A 17,558-nucleotide genomic window follows, 5' to 3' on the forward strand; every position below is an offset into this window, starting at 1 on the left:
AACAGAGCAACGAGCATCTGAGCCGACAGTCACACCATCAGCGACTTCTGTTAGGACCTCTAAGTCACTGGCCCGGCAGGCCAAGACGCGCGGTTGGTGGCAGGAGCACGGCGCGGGCGTGCCCGAGTGGTTCAACATCTACATCGGCCTGGAGCAGGACGCCTCCACACTCCGCCAGTACCAGTGCGAGGTACTTCCCGGCCTCATGCAGACCACGTCGTACGCGCGGGAACTGCACACGACGGGCGCCCACATGTCCGCCGAGGACATCGACAGGGCCGTACGGGTGCGACTGGAGCGTCAGTCGATGCTGACCCGGCCCGACGCCCCCGAAGCCTGGTTCGTCGTGAACGAGGCCGCCGTACGCCATGTCATCGGTGATCGGGAGGTGATGCGCGAGCAACTCGAGCGGGTCCTCGACGCTGCCGCCCTGCCCAGGGTCACCCTGCAGGTGTTGCCGTTCGACGCGGGCACCCACCCGGTCACGGGCTCCTTCACCATGCTCGGGTTCCCAGCACCGGAGGACCCGGACCTTGTGTACCGGGACGGCATCACCGACGCCGTCTACCTGGAGGGCGAGCACCACGTACGGGAGTACACAAGGGCATTCGACGGGCTGCGCGCCGCCGCGCTCAGTCCTCAGCGCTCCGCCCAGCTCATCAAGTCCGTCGTGAAGGAGTACGCGAAGTGAGCACCGCAGCCCCGACCGGACGTCCTCCGGCTTGGTTCAGGTCGTCGTACAGCAACGGCGCCGGAGGCGAGTGCGTGGAGTGCGCGATCCACGACGACGCGATCCATGTCCGCGACTCGAAGGACGTGGAGGGGGCCGTGATCACGGTGGGCGGGGAGGCGTGGGCTCCCTTCGTGGCGGCGTTCCGCCTCGGGTGATCGACGCCGGCGGCCGAACCCGCTCCCGTCAGCGGATGTCGTGCCCCGGGTGGGCCTCGTCGTAGGCGTGCCTGGCCTCGGCGATGGCGGCCCGGTGGGTGAGGGACCAGTCGGCGAGGGACTTGACCAGGTGGGTCAGGCCGGCGCCGGTCTCGGTCAGGCGGTAGTCGACCTGGGCCGGGACGGTCGGGTACACGGTGCGCAGGACGAGGCCGTCCCGTTCGAGCCTGCGCACGGTGAGGGTGAGCATCCGCTGGGAGATGCCGTCGAGGGCGCGCTGGAGTGCACGGAAGCGGCGTGGCCCGCCGGCGAGTTCGACGATCACGAGCACCGACCACTTGTCCCCGATGCGGTCGAGGACGTCGCGGATGCCGCAGTCGGGGTGGTCCTCGCGTCCGCACGGGTCGAGTTCGGCGGGGGTGGTGCTTACCGCGGTGTGCGTGGGTGACATGAGACTGCCTTCTTGTGGCCGGTGGGCGTGCGGTCGACGATCGAGCGTAGTGACCCAGGAGAACCACGACGGAAGACTGCGATCGATCATGATTCTGGTGACCGGAGCGAACGGGAACCTCGGCTCGGCGATTCTCTCTGCCTTGCACGCCCGTGGCGCCGCCGCGGTGGGCGGCAGCCGCACACCGGGCTCGGGGATGCGTCGGCTCGACTTCGACGACCCGGCGGGCCTCGACCTCGCCGGTGTGTCGACCCTGGTGCTCGTCTCCGCCGGTTATGCCGAGGACGACCGGGTCGTGGCCCGGCACGCGGCGGTCCTGGACGCGGCCGTCCGTGACGGTGTCGGCCACGTCGTCTACACGAGCCTGACCACGGCCGGTGACCATCTCGGGTTCGCCCTGGCGCACCGCGCGACGGAGCGTGCGGTGCGGGCGAGCGGGCTGCCGTGGACGATCCTGCGCAACGGCCTGTACGCCGAGCTGTTCGGTGGTCTGCTGATGTGGGACGGCGACGGTGTGGAGTCCGCGTTCGGGGACGGCGCCCTGGCGGCGGTCCCGCGGGGGGACCTGGCGGAGGCCGCGGCGGTGGTGGCGTCGGATCCCGCGCCTCACGTCGGGCGGGTCCTCGACCTCGTGGGCACGCCGGTCACGGCGGGACAGGTGGCCGCCGAGCTCGGTGTCCCGCATCGCCCCATCGGCCTGGGTGAGTACCGGCGCAGGCTGCTCGGGACGCCGGGGCTGCTGCCCTTCCAGCCGCCGATGCTGGTCTCGATCGCGACGGGCGTCCGGCACGGCTTCCTGGACGGTACCGCGCCCGATCTCGCCGGTCTCCTGGGCCGCACGGCCCGTGATCCGCTGGCGGCGGCCGTTGCGGCCGCGTCCGCCGGCAGGCCGTGAGGGGGCGTTCGGGGGCACGGCGGGGTGCGCCCGGCCACGAGGACATCAAGAGGCGCGGCCCGATGCCGTCGATTCCGCCGGGGCATCGGGCGCGAGTCGCGGTCGTGCGTCCCCCGGGTCCACGTCGGCGACCGCGTCCGTGACGGCGACCGCGTCTCCGGTCAGCCCATGCTCTTCGCGCCGTCCAGGGACTCACGGATGATGTCGGCGTGGCCGGCGTGCTGGGCGGTCTCGGCGACGATGTGCAGCAGGACCCTGCGGGCCGACCAGCGGGCGCCGGGCTCGAACCAGGGAGCCTTCGGCAGGGGCCAGGCGGCGTCCAGGTCGGGCAGGGTGGCGATCAGGTCGTCGGTGCGGCGGGCCACCTCGGCGTAGTCGTCCAGGACACCGGCCAGCGTCTCGCCCGGCAGCATGCGGAACTGGTTCTCCCGTCGCGTGAGGTCGGCCTCGGTCATGTCCGCGAAGTCCTTCATGGCCGAGGGGCCCTCCAGGATGAAGTCCACCCAGCCCCGCTCGACCGCGGCGACGTGCTTGATCAGGCCGCCCAGGCAGAGCTCACCCGCGGTCGTGCGCAGGCCGGCCTGCTCGTCGGTCAGGTCACGGGTGGTGAAGCGCAGGAAGTACCGGTGCTTGGCCAGTACCTCCAGCAGGTCGGCGCGCTCGCCGGTCACGGTCGGGGTGCCGGCCGATGCGGGGGTGGTCAGCTCGTCAGCGTTCATGGTTCTCGCCTTCCGGTCGTACTGCTCCGTCGGTCGAGTACCACGTTAGGGACGATCGAGGTCAGATCCTGTCCTAGTAGGCGGCGGAGGCGGCGACAAGCACGCCGGCTCCCCCCGGTCATGTCCCGTCCGGGGCCAGCAGCTGGGAGCGGAGGGTGTCGTGGGCCCAGCGCTCCCACTGGGCGGGGGGCCAGGCGCGGTCGCGGGTGAGGATCAGGAAGAGTTCCGGGCTGAGGACGGCGTAGAGGATGTCCGCCGCCTCGTCGGCGGGGAGGCCGGGGCGGGCGCCCGGCTTCCGGGCCAGGGCCTTCGCGGCCGCAGCGAGCACCGTGTACCGGGGGTCCGTGCGGTCCGGCCACAGCTCTCGGATCTCCGGGTCGGTCGCCGCGGCGGCGCGGACCATCTCGGCGAGGGCGGCGACGCGTTCGAGGGTCGCGCGGGTGCCGGGGAGCAGGGCGGCGAGGGCGGCCTCGGCGGTGGGCGCGGAAGTGACCTCCGTGAACCAGGGGCGCTCCAGGGTCGGTACGGGTTCGTCGTCGCCGGCGATCGCGACGTCGACGAGCTCCTTGAGCAGCGAGGGCTTGTTGCGGAAGACGAAGTAGATCGTCTGCACCGCCACACCCGCCCGGTCGGCGATCTGCTGGAGCTTGGTCGCCCCGTAGCCCTGCTCGACGAACAGTGCGCCGGCCGCCTCGATGATGCGGCGCCGCGTCTCCAGGGCCTTGCCGCCCCGCTTTCCCTTGCCCTCAGCCATGACTGGAGCTTATATCTAGAGTCACACTCTAGAGTTGGACTCCAACGAAAGGGAGGGTGAGCCGTGCGCGTCATCGCGAACCGTCAGCAGGCAGAGGCATGGAACGACTGGGAGGGCGCCCACTGGGCGGAGCATCCGGAGCGGTACGACGCGATGCTGGAGGCGTTCAACGCGCCCCTGTTCGCCGCCGCGCGCATCGCGGCCGGTGACCGGGTCCTCGACGTCGGCTGCGGCACCGGGCGGACGACGCGCCTGGCCGCGCGGCAGGCGGGCGACGGGAGCGTGGTGGGGGTCGACCTGTCCGCGCCGATGCTGGAGCGGGCCCGCCGGGACGCCGCCGCGGAAGGTCTCGGCAACGTCGTCTTCGAGCAGGGCGACGCCCAGGTGCACCCGTTCCCCGGCTCCGGGTTCGACGTGGTCCTCAGCCGGGGCGGGGTGATGTTCTTCGCGGATCCCGTCGCGGCCTTCGCGCACCTCCGGCAGGCTCTGGTGCCGGGTGGCCGGCTCGCCTTCCTCGGACCCCACCCCGGCGGGCCGGACAGCGCCTACGCCCGGGCGACCGCCGCGCTGGCGCCCTACCTGCGCGAAGCGTCGCCGGCCGCGCGGGGCATGGGCTCGCTCCTCGACCCCGCGCGCATCCGCCGCGTGCTCACCGACGCCGGTTTCGCGGAGGTGGAGGTGACGCCCGCCGAGGCTCCCATGACCTTCGGCACGGACGCCGGGGACGCCGCCGGTTTCCTCTTCTCGATGGGGCCGACGCGCCACAACCTGCGCGGTGTCGATACGGCCGTCGTCGCCCGCGTCCGGGCCGAAGTGCGCGAGGCGCTCACGGAGTTCGAGACCGCCGACGGTGTCCGGATTCCGGGGGCCGTGTGGATCGTCACCGCTTCGCCGGACAGCGGCGGGCGGGAGAGCGGACGGCGGCGGATGCCCGGGTAGCGCGGGCCGGCACGCCCCTCCCCCTCCGCGGCCCCGGCCTCTCCCTCGACCTGCGGAAAGGCGGCTGCAACCCTCGCGGCCCCTCGCGTGTCGTAGAAGCTGCGATGAGGTGAGGGCCGACGCACAGCCGGGTCGCGGGGATGACATACGATGCGCGCGCCTTCATAAAGTTCAGATAAGAGGATGTACGCGCCATGGCTATCGTCGGCCCGCCCCGTTCCCTTCGTGGGATATCCGCTGTTGTCGCCCTGCTCGCGATCGGCGCGGTGGGATGCTCCGACCTCACGGAGAGCGCCAAGGACGGCGCGAAGAAGGTGGCCCGCCAGCGCTCGGTGTACTCGCTGGACATCGGCGACTGCTACAACCCGAACGGCAAGGCCGAGGGGACGGCGTACACCGTCGAGGTCGTGCCCTGCGACGAGGCGCACAAGGGTCAGGTCGTCGGCGAGTTCGCGATCGACGAGGGCAAGGAGTTCCCCGGTGACGACGGGATCTCGGCGATCGCGGACACCCGCTGCCCGGTCGAGGCGCAGAAGTACGCCCCCGACACGTGGGCGCTCCCCAAGGGCGTCGCCCTCTTCTACTACACCCCGACGGCGGAGAGCTGGGCGACCGGCGACCGTGCGGTGAGCTGCACGTACACGGCGGAGACGAGCACCATCAGCAGCTCGCTGGAGTCCGCGAAGTCCCTCAAGCCCGAGCAGACCACGTACCTCAACGGTTCGAACGCGGTGTACGAGGCCCTGTGGGGGAACCAGCCCGAGAAGGACAACGTCGAGGAGGACCTGGCCGGCTACAAGGCGCAGGCCAAGGCCGTCGCGGCCGCCCTCGACGCGCACGTCAAGGGCCTGGACGGCATCGACGGCGCCGAGGTCGGCAAGCTCCGCGGGACGCTGGAGAAGGCGGCCGGGGACTGGAAGAAGGCCGCGAACGCAGCCGACGCCGACGCGTTCTACACCGCCTACGACCCGGCGTTCACCGGCATCGACCCGAACACGTCGGTCGCCGCCCGCAAGGAGCTGGGGCTCGGCACCACCGTCCCGGCCGACGAGGCCGAGGTCTGGGCGGGCTGACGCTTCTCCGTACGAAGTCCCCTGAGCCGGACCGCCGTCCCGACGGCGGTCCGGCTCACGGATTAAGGGTCACGGCTCACCAGTTGCGGCTCACGGGTCGCGTGTCACGGCTCGGGGGCTGCGGTGATGCGCCGGACCGCCTCCCGGGTCAGGTCCCGGCCGGGTGGTGCGTCGTCCAGGGCGCGGTGGAGGGTCAGGCCCTCGATGAGCGCGTCGAGCTGGCGGGCGGTCGGCGGCGGGAAGTGGTGCTCCAGGAGATCGCGGCTGCGTCGCATCCAGCGCCTGCAGAGGCCGCGGTAGGGCTCGTGGCGGGCCGCCAGGGTGTAGAGCTCCTGGGTGAGGATCAGGTCGCGGCGGGCGTTCTCCGACAGGGTGTGGATGAGGTCGGTGACGGCTTCGCGGGCCTCGTCGGGGGTGGTGGCGGCGGAGAGGTGCCGCTCGAAGAGGGCCACCACGTGGTCCGAGTAGCGGGTGAACGCCTCCAGCAGGACGTCGTCGATGCCGGTGAAGTGGTACGTCATCGAGCCCAGGGGGACCTGGGCGCGGGCGGCGATCTTGCGGTGGGAGACGCCGGCGACGCCCACCTCGGCGATCAGGTCGAGGGTGGCGGCGAGGATGCGGTCGCGGCGCTGCGGGTCGGTGTGTCCGGTGGCCATGGCGGGCGGGCCCGGTGCCGTCAGAGGGTGCGGACCGGGCGGGCGGGGTTGCCCACGGCCACGACGCCGGCGGGGATGTCCTTGGTGACGACCGCGCCGGCGCCGATGACGGAGTCGTCGCCGATGCTCACCCCGGGGCAGACGATGACTCCGCCGCCGAGCCAGACGTTGTCCCCGATGGTGATGGGCTGCGCCGCCTCCAGCTTGTCGCGGCGCGGCTGCGGCTCCACGGGGTGGGTGGGCGTGAGGAGTTGGACGTTCGGGCCGATCTGGCAGTCCTCGCCGATGGTGATCCGCGCGACGTCCAGCGCGGTCAGGTTGTAGTTGACGAAAGTGCGGGCGCCGATGCTGATGTTGCTGCCGTAGTCGACGTACAGCGGCGGGCGGACCTCGGCGCCCTCACCGAGGGAGTCGAGCAGCTCGGCGAGGATCGGCCGGGCCTTCGCGGGGTCCTCCAGGCACGCGGCCTGGTAGCGGGCCACGAGGCGCGTGGCCTCCAGCTGCCGGCGGGCGATCTCCGGGTCGTCGGCGATGTAGAGGTCGCCTGCGAGCATCCGTTCGAGGTTGGTGCGCGGGTCGTCCGCGAAGTAGTCCGTCGCCATGTGTACGAGCGTACGCTCCCGGGCGGCGGTCCCGCAGGTGTCAGTGCAGCTCGCCCCGCTCGATGCAGAACTCGTTGCCCTCGGGGTCGGCCAGGGTGACCCATCCCGTGCCGTCGGGACGGGTGTGGTCGGCGAGTTGCCGGGCGCCGAGTTCGAGGGCGCGGGCGACCTCCTGGGCGCGGGTGCGGCCCGTCGGCCACAGGTCGAGGTGGAGGCGGTTCTTGGCGGCCTTGCCCTCGCCGACCCGGACGAACAGCAGGGCGGGGCCTCCCTGGGGGTCCGCGATCAGGGCCTCCGGGTCGCCCGGCTTGTCGTCGTCGGCCGGCGGCCTGCCGAGCAGCGCGCTCCAGAACAGGGCGAGGTCGTACGGGTCGCCGGTGCAGTCGATGGTGATGTGGCGGATGGTGGGGTTCAACGGTCCTCCGTGCGGGCCGGGTTGGTGGTGTGCGGGCTCGCAGGATCGCGCACGGAGTGGGGGGCGGTCGAACGATTTGCGGTCCGCGGGGGAGGTCTTGTGACCCGGCCGTTGCCGGAACTGTGGCTTCCGCCACTGTCGGGCGGGGGTGTGGCTGGTGGACTCCGTGGATTCGATCTTCGTGCCCGGGAGGCCCGTCGTGTGGTTTCTGGCTCTGCTGTTGATACCGGTTCTGGTGGGGTGCTGCTTCGGGTTGGTGGGCTACGGCGTCGGGGCGGTGGCCGACGGGCTGTCGGGGCTGAAGGAGCGCCATGTCGCGCTGCGCGGGCTGGCGGCGCTGTGCGGCGCCGGTGCTGCGGCCCTCTACGCCTGGGGGCTGCTGGCCGTCCTGGGGGCGGTGGTGGAGGCGGAGGACGGGGGCACGGACTCGTCTCCGGTCCGGTCCTGCCGTACGCCCGGGTGGGAGGAGCGGGCCACCGCGGGGGTGGAGATCACCGGCTACCGGGTGGGCTTCGCGCCGCTCGGGTTCACGTGCGAGACGAGTGACGGCGGGAGTTACGACAACGGTGACGTGCCCGGGTACGTCAACCCGGGCCTGGCGGGCTTGGCCCTCGCCGCCACGGCGTCGGCCGTCTCGGCGGGCTGGTTCACCGAACGCCGGGCACGGGCCGTGGCGGGCGGGGGCGCAGTGGGTGACAGGGATGCCGACGCCGGGGGCGGAGCCCGGCAGGAGCCCTGAGGCGGGGAGCCCGGGCAGGCACCTCGGCTGGGGCCCGGACAGACCCCGGGCTGGAGTCCCGGACCGGAGTCCCGGACCGGGGCCCCGGGTCGGCCCCCGGGCAGGAGGCCGATGCGCGGGCCCATGGCGAGGGCGCCGAAGCGGGGGCGTCGAAGCCGGTGCGCCGAAGCGGGTGCGTCGATGCGAGGGCACCCGGGCTGAGAGCTGTGGGGAAAGCGTCTCGGGGCGGGGTCAGCCCGCCGGGGTGAGTTCTGCCCGGCCGAAGAGGAGGGCGTAGCCCGGGGGCAGGTGGGTCAGGACGCGGGTCACCAGCTCGTCGCCCACGAGGGCGGGCAGGACGCTGAGGACGGAGCTGACGTCCCAGCGGGCCGTGGCCGGGGTCGCGCCCTCGACGCGGCGCGCCACCGAGTCGACGAACTCCGCCGCCGTCAGCACGCGGGTCGCCGGCACCTGGGAGGCGACCACGCGCGCCGCCTCCTCGGGCAGGGCGCGGGCCAGGTCGACGCGTTCGTCGCCGACCACGTGGCCGCCGAGGGCGGACAGCACGACGCGGGTGACGCTCTCGGCCTCCGCTCTCGTCGGGTACTGACCCGACTCCCGGACCGCGTCGACCAGTTCGCGCCAGCCGTCGTCACGGCCGCGGTCGCGCGGTCGCGTGACGGGCCTCGGGGCCGGGAGCGTCGCGTCCGGTCCGGTGACGGCGGGACGGTCCGGGGTCAGCGTGGTCATGTACGGGCTCCTCTCCTTCTGCGGGGCCTGGTCGCCCGCCCGGGGGCGGCGGGCGGGCACGGGGTGCGTCCCCGGGTGACCGGCGGCACTCCGGCCGGTCACCCGCGGGACACCTCACGGTGGGTGCTGCGTCAGCCGCTGATCTGCTTGGGGCTGTCGCCGCCGGTGATGTGGATGCGGCGCGGCTTGGCCTGCTCGGCCACCGGGATGCGCAGAGTGAGGACGCCGGCCTCGTAGGACGCGTCGATGCGCTCGGTGTCCAGGGTCTCGCCGAGGAAGAGCTGGCGGGTGAAGGTGCCGGTGGGGCGTTCGGCGACCACCGGTTCCGCACCCTCGGGGGCCGGCGAGCGGCGCTCGGCACGCACGTTGAGGACGTTGCGCTCGACGTCGAGTTCGATCGACTCGGGGTCGATGCCGGGGAGGTCGAAGTGGACGATGAAGTCGTCACCTGCCCGGTACGCGTCCATCGGCATCGCCGACGGGCGGGCTGCTGCGGACGCCTGACCGAGTACCTGCTGCGCGAAGCGGTCCAGTTCGCGGAAGGGGTCGGTACGCATGAGCATCACAGGTCGCTCCTCTCTGCGGTGTATCGGTGCGATGCCCTAGGGGGTCACTTCTTTATATAACCCATGGGGAGGAAAGTTGACAACACCTGACTCACCTTGGGGGGATGGGCGTGTTCCGGGCCTGGTCGAGGGGGGTGCCGGTCCGCGCGTTAGCCTCGGAGTCCGGAGTCCGGCAGACGCCGGCCCCCGGTGGGCGCAGTGGCAGGAGGCAGACGGCATGGCGAAGGTTCCCGGAGCGGTGATGGCGGCCGGAGGGCTCGTCGGCGGGTACGGCGTGGCCCGGTGGACGCGGAGGCGGGAGCTGGGCGGGGCGGTGCTCGCCGTCGCCGGCGTCGCGGCCGCGCGCGAGTGGCGGGAGCGGGCCGGCGGGGTGACCGCGGGCGCCCTGTCGGCCGCGTACGTCGCCGCGTTCGCGGGGTCGCACCCGCTGGCGAAGAAGGTCGGCGCCTGGCCGGCCGTGTTCGGCGTGGCGGGCGCCGTGGCGCTCACGTCGTGGGCGGTGGCCGACCGGCGGGGATGAGCACCCGCCGGGCCGGACCCCAACGGTCGGGACACCGGGCCACCGAGACACCGGACGGCCGAAACCCCGGACGGTCCGGACACCGGACGGTCCAGACACCGGACGGTCCAGACACCGGACGGTCGAGACACCGGACCGCCGGAACCCCGGAGGCCCGGGGCGGTCGTCCGGCGGGAGAGGGAAGGAACGCCGTGACGCCCGGCGACGGCCCTCGGCCGATCGTCCGGGCGCCACGGCCACGGCGTGGGCGGTGCCCGGGCGGCGTCCCGCCCCGCCCCGTCACGTCAGTCGCGTCGCCGCCGGCTCCTCCTTCGCCTCGGCCGCCGACAGCGGGGTGGCGATGTCCTCCAGGGAGCGGCCTTCCGCCTTCACCGCGAGGAAGGCGGCCACGATGCCCGCCGCGCACATCAGCGCCGCGCCGATCTGGAAGGCGAGGACCGCGTCGGGCACCTTGCCGGAGCCGGTGAGCTCGGCGAAGATCAGCGGTCCGCTGATACCGCCCGCGGCGGTGCCGATGGCGTAGAAGAAGGCGATGGCCATGGCCCGGGTCTCCATCGGGAAGATCTCCGAGACCGTGAGGTAGGCGCTGGACGCGCCGGCCGACGCGAAGAACAGGACCGCGCACCAGCAGGCCGTCATGGTGGTCGCGCTCAGCGAGCCCTGGTCGAACAGCCAGGCGGTGGCGAACAGCAGCACACCCGAGACCAGATAGGTCCCGGAGATCATGATCCGCCGCCCCACCGTGTCGAACAGGCGGCCGAGCAGCAGGGGGCCGAGGAAGTTGCCGATGGCGATGACGGCGAAGTAGTACCCGGTGTTTCCTGACGGGACGTCGAAGAACTCGGTGAGGATCGCGCCGTAGCCGAAGGTGATGGCGTTGTAGAGGAACGCCTGCCCGATGAAGAGGGAGAAGCCGAGGACCGACCGCTTGCGGTACCGGGCGAACATCGTCCGGGCGATCTCGGTGAAGGTGGTGCGTGTGCGCTGGTGGATGACCATCTCGCCCTCGGCCGGGGGCAGCGGCTCACCCTTCTCGGCCTCGATCGTCTTCTCGGCGTCGCGGACGATCCGTTCGGCCTCCTCCTCCCGGCCGTGGATCAGCAGCCACCGCGGACTCTCCGGGACGTGCCGCCGCACCAGGAGGACCACCAGGGCGAGGACGGCGCCCAGGGCGAAGGTCAGCCGCCAGCCGACGTCCGCCGGGAAGATCGACGTGTTCAGCGCGACGATCGACAGCAGCGCGCCGCCGACGGCGCCCAGCCAGTAGCTCCCGTTGATGATCAGGTCGACGCGTCCCCGGTACTTCGCCGGGATCAGTTCGTCGATGGCGGAGTTGATGGCCGCGTACTCACCGCCGATGCCGAAGCCCGTGAGGAAGCGGAAGAGGAAGAACCACCAGGTGTCGAAGGAGATAGCGGTCAGCGCGGTGGCCCCGAGGTAGACCGCGAGGGTGATCAGGAAGAGCTTCTTGCGGCCGTAGATGTCGGTCAGCCGCCCCCAGAACAGCGCGCCCGCGCAGGCGCCGGTCACGTAGAGGGCGGCCGCGATGCCGGTGATCTGACCGGAGGAGATGTCCAGACCGCTGCCGGGCTCCGCCAGCCGGCCGGCGATGTTGCCGACGATCGTGACTTCCATCCCGTCGAGGATCCAGACGGTGCCCAGACCGATGACGATGGACCAGTGCCAGCGCGACCAGGGCAGCCGGTCCAGACGGGCGGATATGTCAGTGGTGATCGTGCGACCCGACGCGGAGCGCGCTGCGGCCATGGACGTCCTCCTCCTGGAAAGCGAACGTCCCTCGTGTGCCCCCTGACTCCCGGGACTACGCCCCCAGCGCCCGCGACACCGTGTAGATGACCAGGCCGGCCAGCGAACCGACCACCGTGCCGTTGATCCGGATGAACTGGAGGTCGCGGCCGATGTTGGCCTCGATCTTCTTCGTGGTGTGCTCGGCGTCCCAGCTCGCCACCGTGTCCGTGATCAGCGAGGTGATCTCCTTGCGGTACGTGGTCACCACGTACACCGCCGCGCTCTCCAGCCAGCCGTCGACCTTGCCCTGGATCTTCGGGTCGAGCGACAGGCGGGCGCCCAGGGAGAGCAGCGAGGCGCGCACCCGCAGCCGCAGTTCGCTGCGCTCGTCCTCCGCCGCCGAGACGATCATGGCGCGTACGGCGGTCCAGGCGGAGGCGATCAGGTCCTGCACCTCGCCGCGGCCGAGGATCTCGCTCTTGAGGCGCTCGACCCGGGCCCGGGTGTCGGTGTCGGCCTGGAGGTCGGAGGCGAAGTCGGTGAGGAACCGGTCGAGGGCGCCGCGCGCGGGGTGCGTGGGCATGTCGCGCATCTCGGTGACGAATCGCAGCAGTTCCTTGTAGACCCGCTCCCCGACCTTGCGGTCGACGAACTTGGGCGTCCAGCCGGGAGCCCCGCCGTGGACGGCGTCCATCACCGTGTCGCTGTGCAGCACCAGCCAGTCGTGGGCGCGGGTGACGATCACGTCGACGGCCCGCTTGTGGCCGCCGTCGGCGACGATCCGCTCCAGCAACTTGCCCATGCCGGGCGCGATCTCCTGGGCGTCGGCGCGGCGGGTGATGGCCTCGCCGACCACCGCCTGGACGTCGGAGTCGCGCAGCACGGTCAGCGCGCCGCGCAGGGCCGCCGACAGCTCGGCCGTCACCCGGTCGGCGTGCTCGGGCACGGCCAGCCAGGTGCCGAGCCGGCTGCCGATGCCGACCGCGCGCAGCCGGCCGCGCACCACGTCCTCGGAGAGGAAGTTCTCCCCGACGAACTCCCCCAGGGAGACGCCGAGCTGGTCCTTCTTCCTGGGGATGATCGCCGTGTGCGGGATGGGCAGGCCGAGGGGGTGGCGGAAGAGGGCGGTGACGGCGAACCAGTCGGCCAGGGCGCCGACCATGCCGGCCTCGGCCGCGGCGGCGACATAGCCCGCCCAGGGGCCGGCGCCCTGGTGGGAGGCCCACTTGGCCAGCACGTAGACCACGGCGACGAACACCAGCAGGCCGGTGGCGGTGAGCTTCATCCGGCGCACTCCGCGCCGCTTCTCCTCGTCCGCGGGGCTGAACGTGTTCATCGCGCGGTTGGTGAAGGCGCCGGGGCGGGCATGCTGGGCTTGGCCTTCGCCTGGGCCGTGGTCCCGGCCCCGGTCCGGGCCCTCGGTGTCACGCCGTGCGGTGCCTGCCGGTTCCGGCGGCTTCGACAGGTCCGTGGGGCCCGTCGGGCCCTGGCTCCGCGCCGGGTCCGATGCTCCCGGCGCGCGCGTCGATCCAGTCCGTTCCATCCGCTCCACCCGTTCGGTGATCCCTCACACATTGTCCCTTCCTGACCGACTCCTGGAACGGAACAGGAGTTCCCGGCGTCTGTCCGGAGGGGGTTCGTCCCGGGGGGTCACCTAAGGGTCCCTCACCTCAACCTGCCCGGCCCATGGCACATCATGGGTTCATCAGATCGGAGCATCCGGCTCCCGTCTCCCGAGGAGAACCGAACAGCATGACCCGGGGTCGTGACGGGGGCACGGGGGCCCCTCCCGCCAGGCAGCACGCCCTGCTCGCCGCCGTCGTCGCCGCGATCGTGGCGGTCTCCGCCACCATCTACGTCGGCGTCGCCGCGGACGACGGCACCGAGCGCCGCGACACCGTCGCCGGGGGCCCGGGCCACAGCGGCGGCGGCAGCGGTGGCAACAACCCGGCCGCGCCCGTCTCCACCGGCACCTGGGTCTCCTCCTGGGCGGCCTCCCCGGCCGGCGGCGAACCCGGCACCGAACCGGCCGCACTCGCCGGCCGCTCCGTGCGCAACGTCGTGCACACCAGCGCCGGCGGCAGCGGCGCCCGCGTCACCCTGTCCAACCTCTACGGGCAGTCACCGCTCACCGTCTCCCACGCCTCCGTCGCCGTCTCCGCCGACCCGGACACCGCGGTGGCCCTCGCCGGCACCATGCGGCGGCTCACCTTCGCCGGGCGCCCCTCGGTCGTCGTCCCGCCCGGCGCCCAGGTGACCAGCGACGCGGTCCGCGTCCCCGTACCGCACGACGGGGACGTGCTCATCACGACGTACTCCCCCGCCGGGTCAGGGCCGGTGACCTACCACCGCCACGCCCGCCAGATCTCGTACGTCGCCGTGGGCGAGCACACGCGGGACACCACCGGCGCGGCCTACACCGGGCGCAGCGAGGTCTGGCGCTACGCGACCGCGCTGGACGTGCTGAGCAACGAGGCGGACGGCACCGTCGTCGTCCTCGGGGACTCTCTGACCGACGGCGTCACCTCCACGACCGGGGCGAACAAGCGCTGGCCGGACGTGCTGTCCGACCGGCTGCGGTCGGCGCTCGCCGCCGGGCGGGACGTGCCTCGCTACAGCGTCGTCAACGCGGGGATCAGCGGGAACCGGGTGCTCGCCGACGGGCTGGGACGGCCGGCCGAGAACCCCAGCGGGCTGCACCGGTTCGAACGGGACGTGCTGGGGCGGACGAACGTCAGGGCCGTGGTGATCGTGCTGGGCATCAACGACATCCTGCGCACACCGGGGGCCGCCGACCCGGAGCCCGTCGTGGCGGGGCTGGAGACCCTGGTGCGGCGGGCGCACACACGGGGCGTCAAGGTGGTCGGGGCGACGCTGATGCCGTTCCGGGGGCACCGGGGGTACAGCGAGGCGCGGGAGGCCGTGCGGCAGCGGATCAACGCGGAGATCCGGGCGGGGGACGTGTTCGACGAGGTCGTCGACTTCGACGCGGCGGTGCGGGACCCCTACGATCCGGGGCGGCTGTGGGGGGCGTACGACTCCGGTGATCACCTGCACCCCAGCGACCGGGGGTACGTGCGGATGGCGAAGGAGTTCGAGCTGAGGCTGCTGGAGGGCTCGGTGCCGGCGGAGCTGTGAGGGGCCCGTCCCCGGGGAGGAGGGTGCGGGGGTACATGCCCTTACGGACATGCCCCCACCGTCCCCGGGGGTGGCTCAGCGGTCCTCGTGCCGGTGCGGGTGGCGCTTCTTGATCAGGTCGTCGTACCGGTCCATGTGGTCCTGCACGGAGGACTCCAGCTCCCTGCGGCGCTCCTGCCTGCGCTCCAGTCTCTCCTGACGGCGCTCCTCGCGCAGACGCTGCTTCTCCGCGCGGGGAAGCTTGCGCTGGACGCCCACGCCGCCCCAGAAGGCCAGGCCCGTGACGATCACCCTGGGCGCGCCGGGCTCACCGGGCACGCCCTCCTCCCGGTGGTCGAAGCCGCCCATGATGCCGACCCCGCGCACCACGACCTCGACGCCGGGCGGCACGATGACGTCCACCCCGCCCATGATCGCCACCGCGTTGATCACGATCTCGCGGTCCTCGAAGTACGCCTCGCGCAGATCGACCTCCCCGCCGCCCCAGAAGGCGAAGCAGTTGAAGCGCCGCGGGGCCGTCCAGCGGCCCTTGCGCTGGAAGCCCGACATCACGGCCACCGCCCACGACGACGACCCGCCGTCGCTCGCGCCGACGATCCGCTCGCCCCAGCCGCCGCCCGGCTGCGCGTCCTTCGTCAGGGACACCGCCGGCACCGCCGGCGCGCCGTGGTCCGGCAGGTCGCGGGTGATCGGCGCCAGTTCCCCGTACGTGCGCGCCCGGTACGTCGCGTCCAGCCGCTCCCCGAACTCCTCCATGTCGAGACGGCCCTCCGCGAGGGCGTCCCGCAGGATGTCGGCGACCCGTTCACGGTCGGCGTCGGAGGCGCGGAGGTCCGGTGCGGCTGCGTCGTCGGTCATACGGAGCAGCCTACGAGTTGTCTCCGTCACACGGCTACGAGGGCAGCCGGGACGGTCACGGAACGGCCCGGTCCGTCCGGTCGGCGTACATCCTCGCGATCACCGCCTCGATGTCCGGTTCCCGCACCGACAGATCAACCAGCGGGTACTCCGCCACGATCCGCGCCACCAGGGCCGCCGCCGGCTCCGACGCCGGGAACGCCAGCCACTGCCGCGGCCCCTCCACCCGCACCACCCGCGCGGGCGCCGGCGCCTCGATCGGCGGGAGCTCCCGCTCCAGGTCCACCACCAGCGTCCGCTCGCTCTCCCCCGCCTCGTGCAGCCCGGCGAGCGCACCGTCGTACACCATCCGGCCGTGGTCGATGACCATCACCCGGGAGCACAACTGCTCGATGTCCTGGAGGTCGTGCGTCGTCAGCAGCACCGTCGTGGCCCGCTCGGCGTTCAGCTGCCGCAGGAAGTCCCGCACCTTCGTCTTGGAGACGACGTCCAGGCCGATGGTCGGCTCGTCCAGGTACAGCACCTCCGGATCGTGCAGCAGCGCCGCCGCGACGTCCCCCCGCATCCGCTGGCCGAGCGACAGCTGACGCACCGGCACGTCCAGCAGCTCGCCCAGGTCGAGGTGCTCCACCAGCCGGTCCAGGTTCTCGCGGTACCGGGCGTCCGGGATCCGGTACATGCGGTGCATCAGCCGGTACGAGTCGATCAGCGGCAGGTCCCACCACAGCGTCGTACGCTGCCCGAACACCACCCCCATGCGGTGCGCGAGCCGCGTCCGCTCCCGGGACGGATCGATCCCCGCCACCCGCAGCCGCCCCCCGCTGGGCGTCAGGATGCCGGTGAGCATCTTGATCGTCGTCGACTTGCCCGCCCCGTTCGGCCCGATGTAGCCGACCATCTCCCCCCGCGCCACCGTGAAGGACAGCGAGTCCACGGCCCGCACCCGCCTCCGCTCCCGCTTCAGGAAGCCGGTCTTCCGGCGCACCTCGAAGACCTTCTCCACCCGCTCCACATCGATGAACGCCTCCACCCGACCGCCCTAACTCCCCGTGCTCCGATACGACCTCAGGCCCAGCCGCCACACCGCCGCCGCCGGCAGGACGCACACCACCGCCACCAGCGGCCCCGCGAACGCCGCCCCGTCCGGCAGCCCCAGCGGATACGGACGCCCCAGCAGGTACGCCGCGGGCACCCAGTTGACGAAGGCGAGCGGCAGCACGAACGTCACCCCCCGCACCAGGTCCCGGCCGAACACCGTCGGTGGATACTGCAGCAGCGTCGTCCCCCCGTACGTGAACGCGTTCTGCACCTCGGCCGCGTCCTGCGCCCAGAACTGGAAGGCACCGCCCGCCACGAACAGCGAAGCGAAGATCACCGCCCCGCACACCACCGTCACCGGCACCAGCAGCACCCTCGCCACCGTCCAGTCGGCCTCGACCGCCACCAGCGCCCAGCCCAGCACCACCACACCCTGCAGCGCCCGGCCCACCCGGCGCAGCGCGAAACGGTCCGCGGCGACCTGCGCGAGCACCGGCACCGGCCGCACCAGCAGCGTGTCGAACGAACCGTCCCGCACCCGGCCACCCAGCGCGGCCACCGAACCGAACGCCAGCTGGGCGATGCCGAACGCCGTCACCGACAGCCCGTACAACAACGCCACCTCCGGCAGCGTCCACCCGCCGAGCGCGTCGACCTGCGAGAACATCAGCAGGATCGTCACGAAGTCCAGCCCCGTCAGCAGCAGGTTCCCGACCACCGTGAGGACGAACGAGGCCCGGTAGGCCATCGTGGACCGGATCCACATCCCCGCGATCAGCCCGTACGCCCGCAGCCCCTCCCCCGCACGGGACACCCCCCGCATCCCCGC

General features: G+C 72.5%; 20 protein-coding genes and 1 pseudogene. 8 read left to right on the plus strand and 13 right to left on the minus strand.

Annotated features, from left to right (window positions below):
- Positions 1-61: 61 nt before the first annotated feature.
- Together IE118_RS30415 and IE118_RS30420 are read left to right on the plus strand one after the other, a co-directional pair.
- A pseudogene (locus IE118_RS30415) lies at positions 62-691 on the plus strand (DUF5753 domain-containing protein); the annotation flags it as partial.
- Positions 688-888, plus strand: a complete 201-nt coding sequence (locus tag IE118_RS30420; protein WP_189561320.1) for a DUF397 domain-containing protein — start codon at positions 688-690, stop codon at positions 886-888. The pseudogene IE118_RS30415 and the gene IE118_RS30420, both read left to right, overlap by 4 nt.
- 28 nt (positions 889-916) lie before the next feature.
- Here IE118_RS30420 and IE118_RS30425 read toward each other — a convergent pair whose 3' ends face one another.
- Positions 917-1,339, minus strand: coding sequence for a winged helix-turn-helix transcriptional regulator (locus tag IE118_RS30425; protein WP_189561321.1), 423 nt, complete (start codon positions 1,337-1,339; stop codon positions 917-919).
- An 88-nt stretch (positions 1,340-1,427) separates the two neighbouring features.
- Here IE118_RS30425 and IE118_RS30430 point away from each other — a divergent pair, with 88 nt between their 5' ends.
- Positions 1,428-2,234, plus strand: a complete 807-nt coding sequence (locus IE118_RS30430; RefSeq protein ID WP_189561322.1) for an NAD(P)H-binding protein — start codon at positions 1,428-1,430, stop codon at positions 2,232-2,234.
- A gap of 161 nt (positions 2,235-2,395) precedes the next feature.
- Here IE118_RS30430 and IE118_RS30435 read toward each other — a convergent pair whose 3' ends face one another.
- Positions 2,396-2,953, minus strand: coding sequence for a DinB family protein (locus IE118_RS30435; RefSeq protein WP_189561323.1), 558 nt, complete (start codon positions 2,951-2,953; stop codon positions 2,396-2,398).
- A 118-nt stretch (positions 2,954-3,071) separates the two neighbouring features.
- A complete protein-coding gene (locus IE118_RS30440) occupies positions 3,072-3,707 on the minus strand; it encodes a TetR/AcrR family transcriptional regulator (RefSeq protein ID WP_189561324.1) in 636 nt (211 codons plus the stop codon).
- A 63-nt stretch (positions 3,708-3,770) separates the two neighbouring features.
- On the opposite strand from IE118_RS30440, the gene IE118_RS30445 reads away from it, so the two are divergent.
- Positions 3,771-4,646 (plus strand): class I SAM-dependent methyltransferase, encoded by an 876-nt coding sequence (locus IE118_RS30445; protein WP_189561325.1) that lies wholly within the window; start codon positions 3,771-3,773, stop codon positions 4,644-4,646.
- A 194-nt stretch (positions 4,647-4,840) separates the two neighbouring features.
- Positions 4,841-5,719: a septum formation family protein gene (locus IE118_RS30450; RefSeq protein WP_189561326.1), complete on the plus strand. Its 879-nt coding sequence runs from the start codon at positions 4,841-4,843 to the stop codon at positions 5,717-5,719.
- 104 nt (positions 5,720-5,823) lie between these two features.
- Here IE118_RS30450 and IE118_RS30455 read toward each other — a convergent pair whose 3' ends face one another.
- Genes IE118_RS30455 through IE118_RS30465 form a run of 3 tightly spaced genes read right to left on the minus strand, consistent with a single transcriptional unit; the run spans position 5,824 to position 7,392 of the window.
- Complete coding sequence (locus IE118_RS30455) at positions 5,824-6,375, minus strand: TetR/AcrR family transcriptional regulator (protein ID WP_189561327.1); 552 nt, start codon at positions 6,373-6,375, stop codon at positions 5,824-5,826.
- Positions 6,376-6,395: 20 nt separating this feature from the next.
- Positions 6,396-6,977: a sugar O-acetyltransferase gene (locus tag IE118_RS30460; RefSeq protein WP_189561328.1), complete on the minus strand. Its 582-nt coding sequence runs from the start codon at positions 6,975-6,977 to the stop codon at positions 6,396-6,398.
- 40 nt (positions 6,978-7,017) lie between these two features.
- Complete coding sequence (locus IE118_RS30465; protein ID WP_189561329.1) at positions 7,018-7,392, minus strand: VOC family protein; 375 nt, start codon at positions 7,390-7,392, stop codon at positions 7,018-7,020.
- Between the two features lie 199 nt (positions 7,393-7,591).
- Here IE118_RS30465 and IE118_RS30470 point away from each other — a divergent pair, with 199 nt between their 5' ends.
- A complete protein-coding gene (locus tag IE118_RS30470; protein ID WP_189561330.1) occupies positions 7,592-8,131 on the plus strand; it encodes a hypothetical protein in 540 nt (179 codons plus the stop codon).
- A gap of 231 nt (positions 8,132-8,362) precedes the next feature.
- On the opposite strand, the gene IE118_RS30475 is transcribed toward IE118_RS30470, so the two are convergent.
- Together IE118_RS30475 and IE118_RS30480 are read right to left on the minus strand one after the other, a co-directional pair.
- Entirely contained in the window at positions 8,363-8,860 is a 498-nt protein-coding gene (locus IE118_RS30475; protein WP_189561331.1) for a DUF2267 domain-containing protein, read from the minus strand.
- 131 nt (positions 8,861-8,991) lie between these two features.
- Complete coding sequence (locus IE118_RS30480) at positions 8,992-9,423, minus strand: Hsp20/alpha crystallin family protein (protein WP_189561332.1); 432 nt, start codon at positions 9,421-9,423, stop codon at positions 8,992-8,994.
- A 220-nt stretch (positions 9,424-9,643) separates the two neighbouring features.
- On the opposite strand from IE118_RS30480, the gene IE118_RS30485 reads away from it, so the two are divergent.
- Positions 9,644-9,946, plus strand: a complete 303-nt coding sequence (locus IE118_RS30485) for a hypothetical protein (RefSeq protein WP_189561333.1) — start codon at positions 9,644-9,646, stop codon at positions 9,944-9,946.
- A 279-nt stretch (positions 9,947-10,225) separates the two neighbouring features.
- Here IE118_RS30485 and IE118_RS30490 read toward each other — a convergent pair whose 3' ends face one another.
- On the minus strand, positions 10,226-11,713 hold the full coding sequence (locus IE118_RS30490; RefSeq protein ID WP_189561334.1) for an MFS transporter: 1,488 nt from the start codon (positions 11,711-11,713) through the stop codon (positions 10,226-10,228).
- A 55-nt stretch (positions 11,714-11,768) separates the two neighbouring features.
- A complete protein-coding gene (locus tag IE118_RS30495) occupies positions 11,769-13,238 on the minus strand; it encodes a DUF445 domain-containing protein (RefSeq protein WP_373298255.1) in 1,470 nt (489 codons plus the stop codon).
- 209 nt (positions 13,239-13,447) lie between these two features.
- On the opposite strand from IE118_RS30495, the gene IE118_RS30500 reads away from it, so the two are divergent.
- Entirely contained in the window at positions 13,448-14,833 is a 1,386-nt protein-coding gene (locus IE118_RS30500) for an SGNH/GDSL hydrolase family protein (RefSeq protein WP_189561335.1), read from the plus strand.
- Positions 14,834-14,908: 75 nt separating this feature from the next.
- Here the strand turns inward: IE118_RS30500 and IE118_RS30505 are convergent, their stop codons facing one another.
- From IE118_RS30505 to IE118_RS30515, 3 genes are read right to left on the minus strand one after another with little or no spacing between them, the layout of a single operon-like run.
- The gene (locus tag IE118_RS30505) at positions 14,909-15,691 is read right to left on the minus strand and encodes a DUF1707 SHOCT-like domain-containing protein (protein ID WP_189561336.1); all 783 of its coding nucleotides are present in this window, start codon (positions 15,689-15,691) and stop codon (positions 14,909-14,911) included.
- A gap of 55 nt (positions 15,692-15,746) precedes the next feature.
- Positions 15,747-16,721 carry an ABC transporter ATP-binding protein gene (locus IE118_RS30510; protein WP_189561337.1) on the minus strand — a complete coding sequence of 325 codons (975 nt, stop codon included), beginning with the start codon at positions 16,719-16,721 and terminating at the stop codon, positions 15,747-15,749.
- Between the two features lie 9 nt (positions 16,722-16,730).
- Positions 16,731-17,552 carry an ABC transporter permease gene (locus tag IE118_RS30515; RefSeq protein ID WP_189561421.1) on the minus strand — a complete coding sequence of 274 codons (822 nt, stop codon included), beginning with the start codon at positions 17,550-17,552 and terminating at the stop codon, positions 16,731-16,733.
- Positions 17,553-17,558 lie beyond the last annotated feature (6 nt).

It is taken from the genome of Streptomyces pilosus, from assembly GCF_014649835.1.
In the GTDB taxonomy this organism is placed as follows: Bacteria; Actinomycetota; Actinomycetes; order Streptomycetales; family Streptomycetaceae; genus Streptomyces; species Streptomyces pilosus.

Excerpts from the sequence above, each read along its gene's own strand:
- IE118_RS30425 (WP_189561321.1), bottom strand. The coding sequence starts at position 1,339 with ATGTCACCCACGCACACCGCGGTAAGCACCACCCCCGCCGAACTCGAC.
- IE118_RS30500 (WP_189561335.1), top strand. The coding sequence starts at position 13,448 with ATGACCCGGGGTCGTGACGGGGGCACGGGGGCCCCTCCCGCCAGGCAG.
- IE118_RS30435 (WP_189561323.1), bottom strand. The coding sequence starts at position 2,953 with ATGAACGCTGACGAGCTGACCACCCCCGCATCGGCCGGCACCCCGACC.
- IE118_RS30495 (WP_373298255.1), bottom strand. The coding sequence starts at position 13,238 with ATGGAACGGACTGGATCGACGCGCGCGCCGGGAGCATCGGACCCGGCG.
- IE118_RS30455 (WP_189561327.1), bottom strand. The coding sequence starts at position 6,375 with ATGGCCACCGGACACACCGACCCGCAGCGCCGCGACCGCATCCTCGCC.
- IE118_RS30480 (WP_189561332.1), bottom strand. The coding sequence starts at position 9,423 with ATGCTCATGCGTACCGACCCCTTCCGCGAACTGGACCGCTTCGCGCAG.
- IE118_RS30475 (WP_189561331.1), bottom strand. The coding sequence starts at position 8,860 with ATGACCACGCTGACCCCGGACCGTCCCGCCGTCACCGGACCGGACGCG.
- IE118_RS30450 (WP_189561326.1), top strand. The coding sequence starts at position 4,841 with ATGGCTATCGTCGGCCCGCCCCGTTCCCTTCGTGGGATATCCGCTGTT.
- IE118_RS30515 (WP_189561421.1), bottom strand. The coding sequence starts at position 17,552 with ATGCGGGGGGTGTCCCGTGCGGGGGAGGGGCTGCGGGCGTACGGGCTG.
- IE118_RS30505 (WP_189561336.1), bottom strand. The coding sequence starts at position 15,691 with ATGACCGACGACGCAGCCGCACCGGACCTCCGCGCCTCCGACGCCGAC.
- IE118_RS30490 (WP_189561334.1), bottom strand. The coding sequence starts at position 11,713 with ATGGCCGCAGCGCGCTCCGCGTCGGGTCGCACGATCACCACTGACATA.
- IE118_RS30485 (WP_189561333.1), top strand. The coding sequence starts at position 9,644 with ATGGCGAAGGTTCCCGGAGCGGTGATGGCGGCCGGAGGGCTCGTCGGC.
- IE118_RS30430 (WP_189561322.1), top strand. The coding sequence starts at position 1,428 with ATGATTCTGGTGACCGGAGCGAACGGGAACCTCGGCTCGGCGATTCTC.
- IE118_RS30440 (WP_189561324.1), bottom strand. The coding sequence starts at position 3,707 with ATGGCTGAGGGCAAGGGAAAGCGGGGCGGCAAGGCCCTGGAGACGCGG.
- IE118_RS30460 (WP_189561328.1), bottom strand. The coding sequence starts at position 6,977 with ATGGCGACGGACTACTTCGCGGACGACCCGCGCACCAACCTCGAACGG.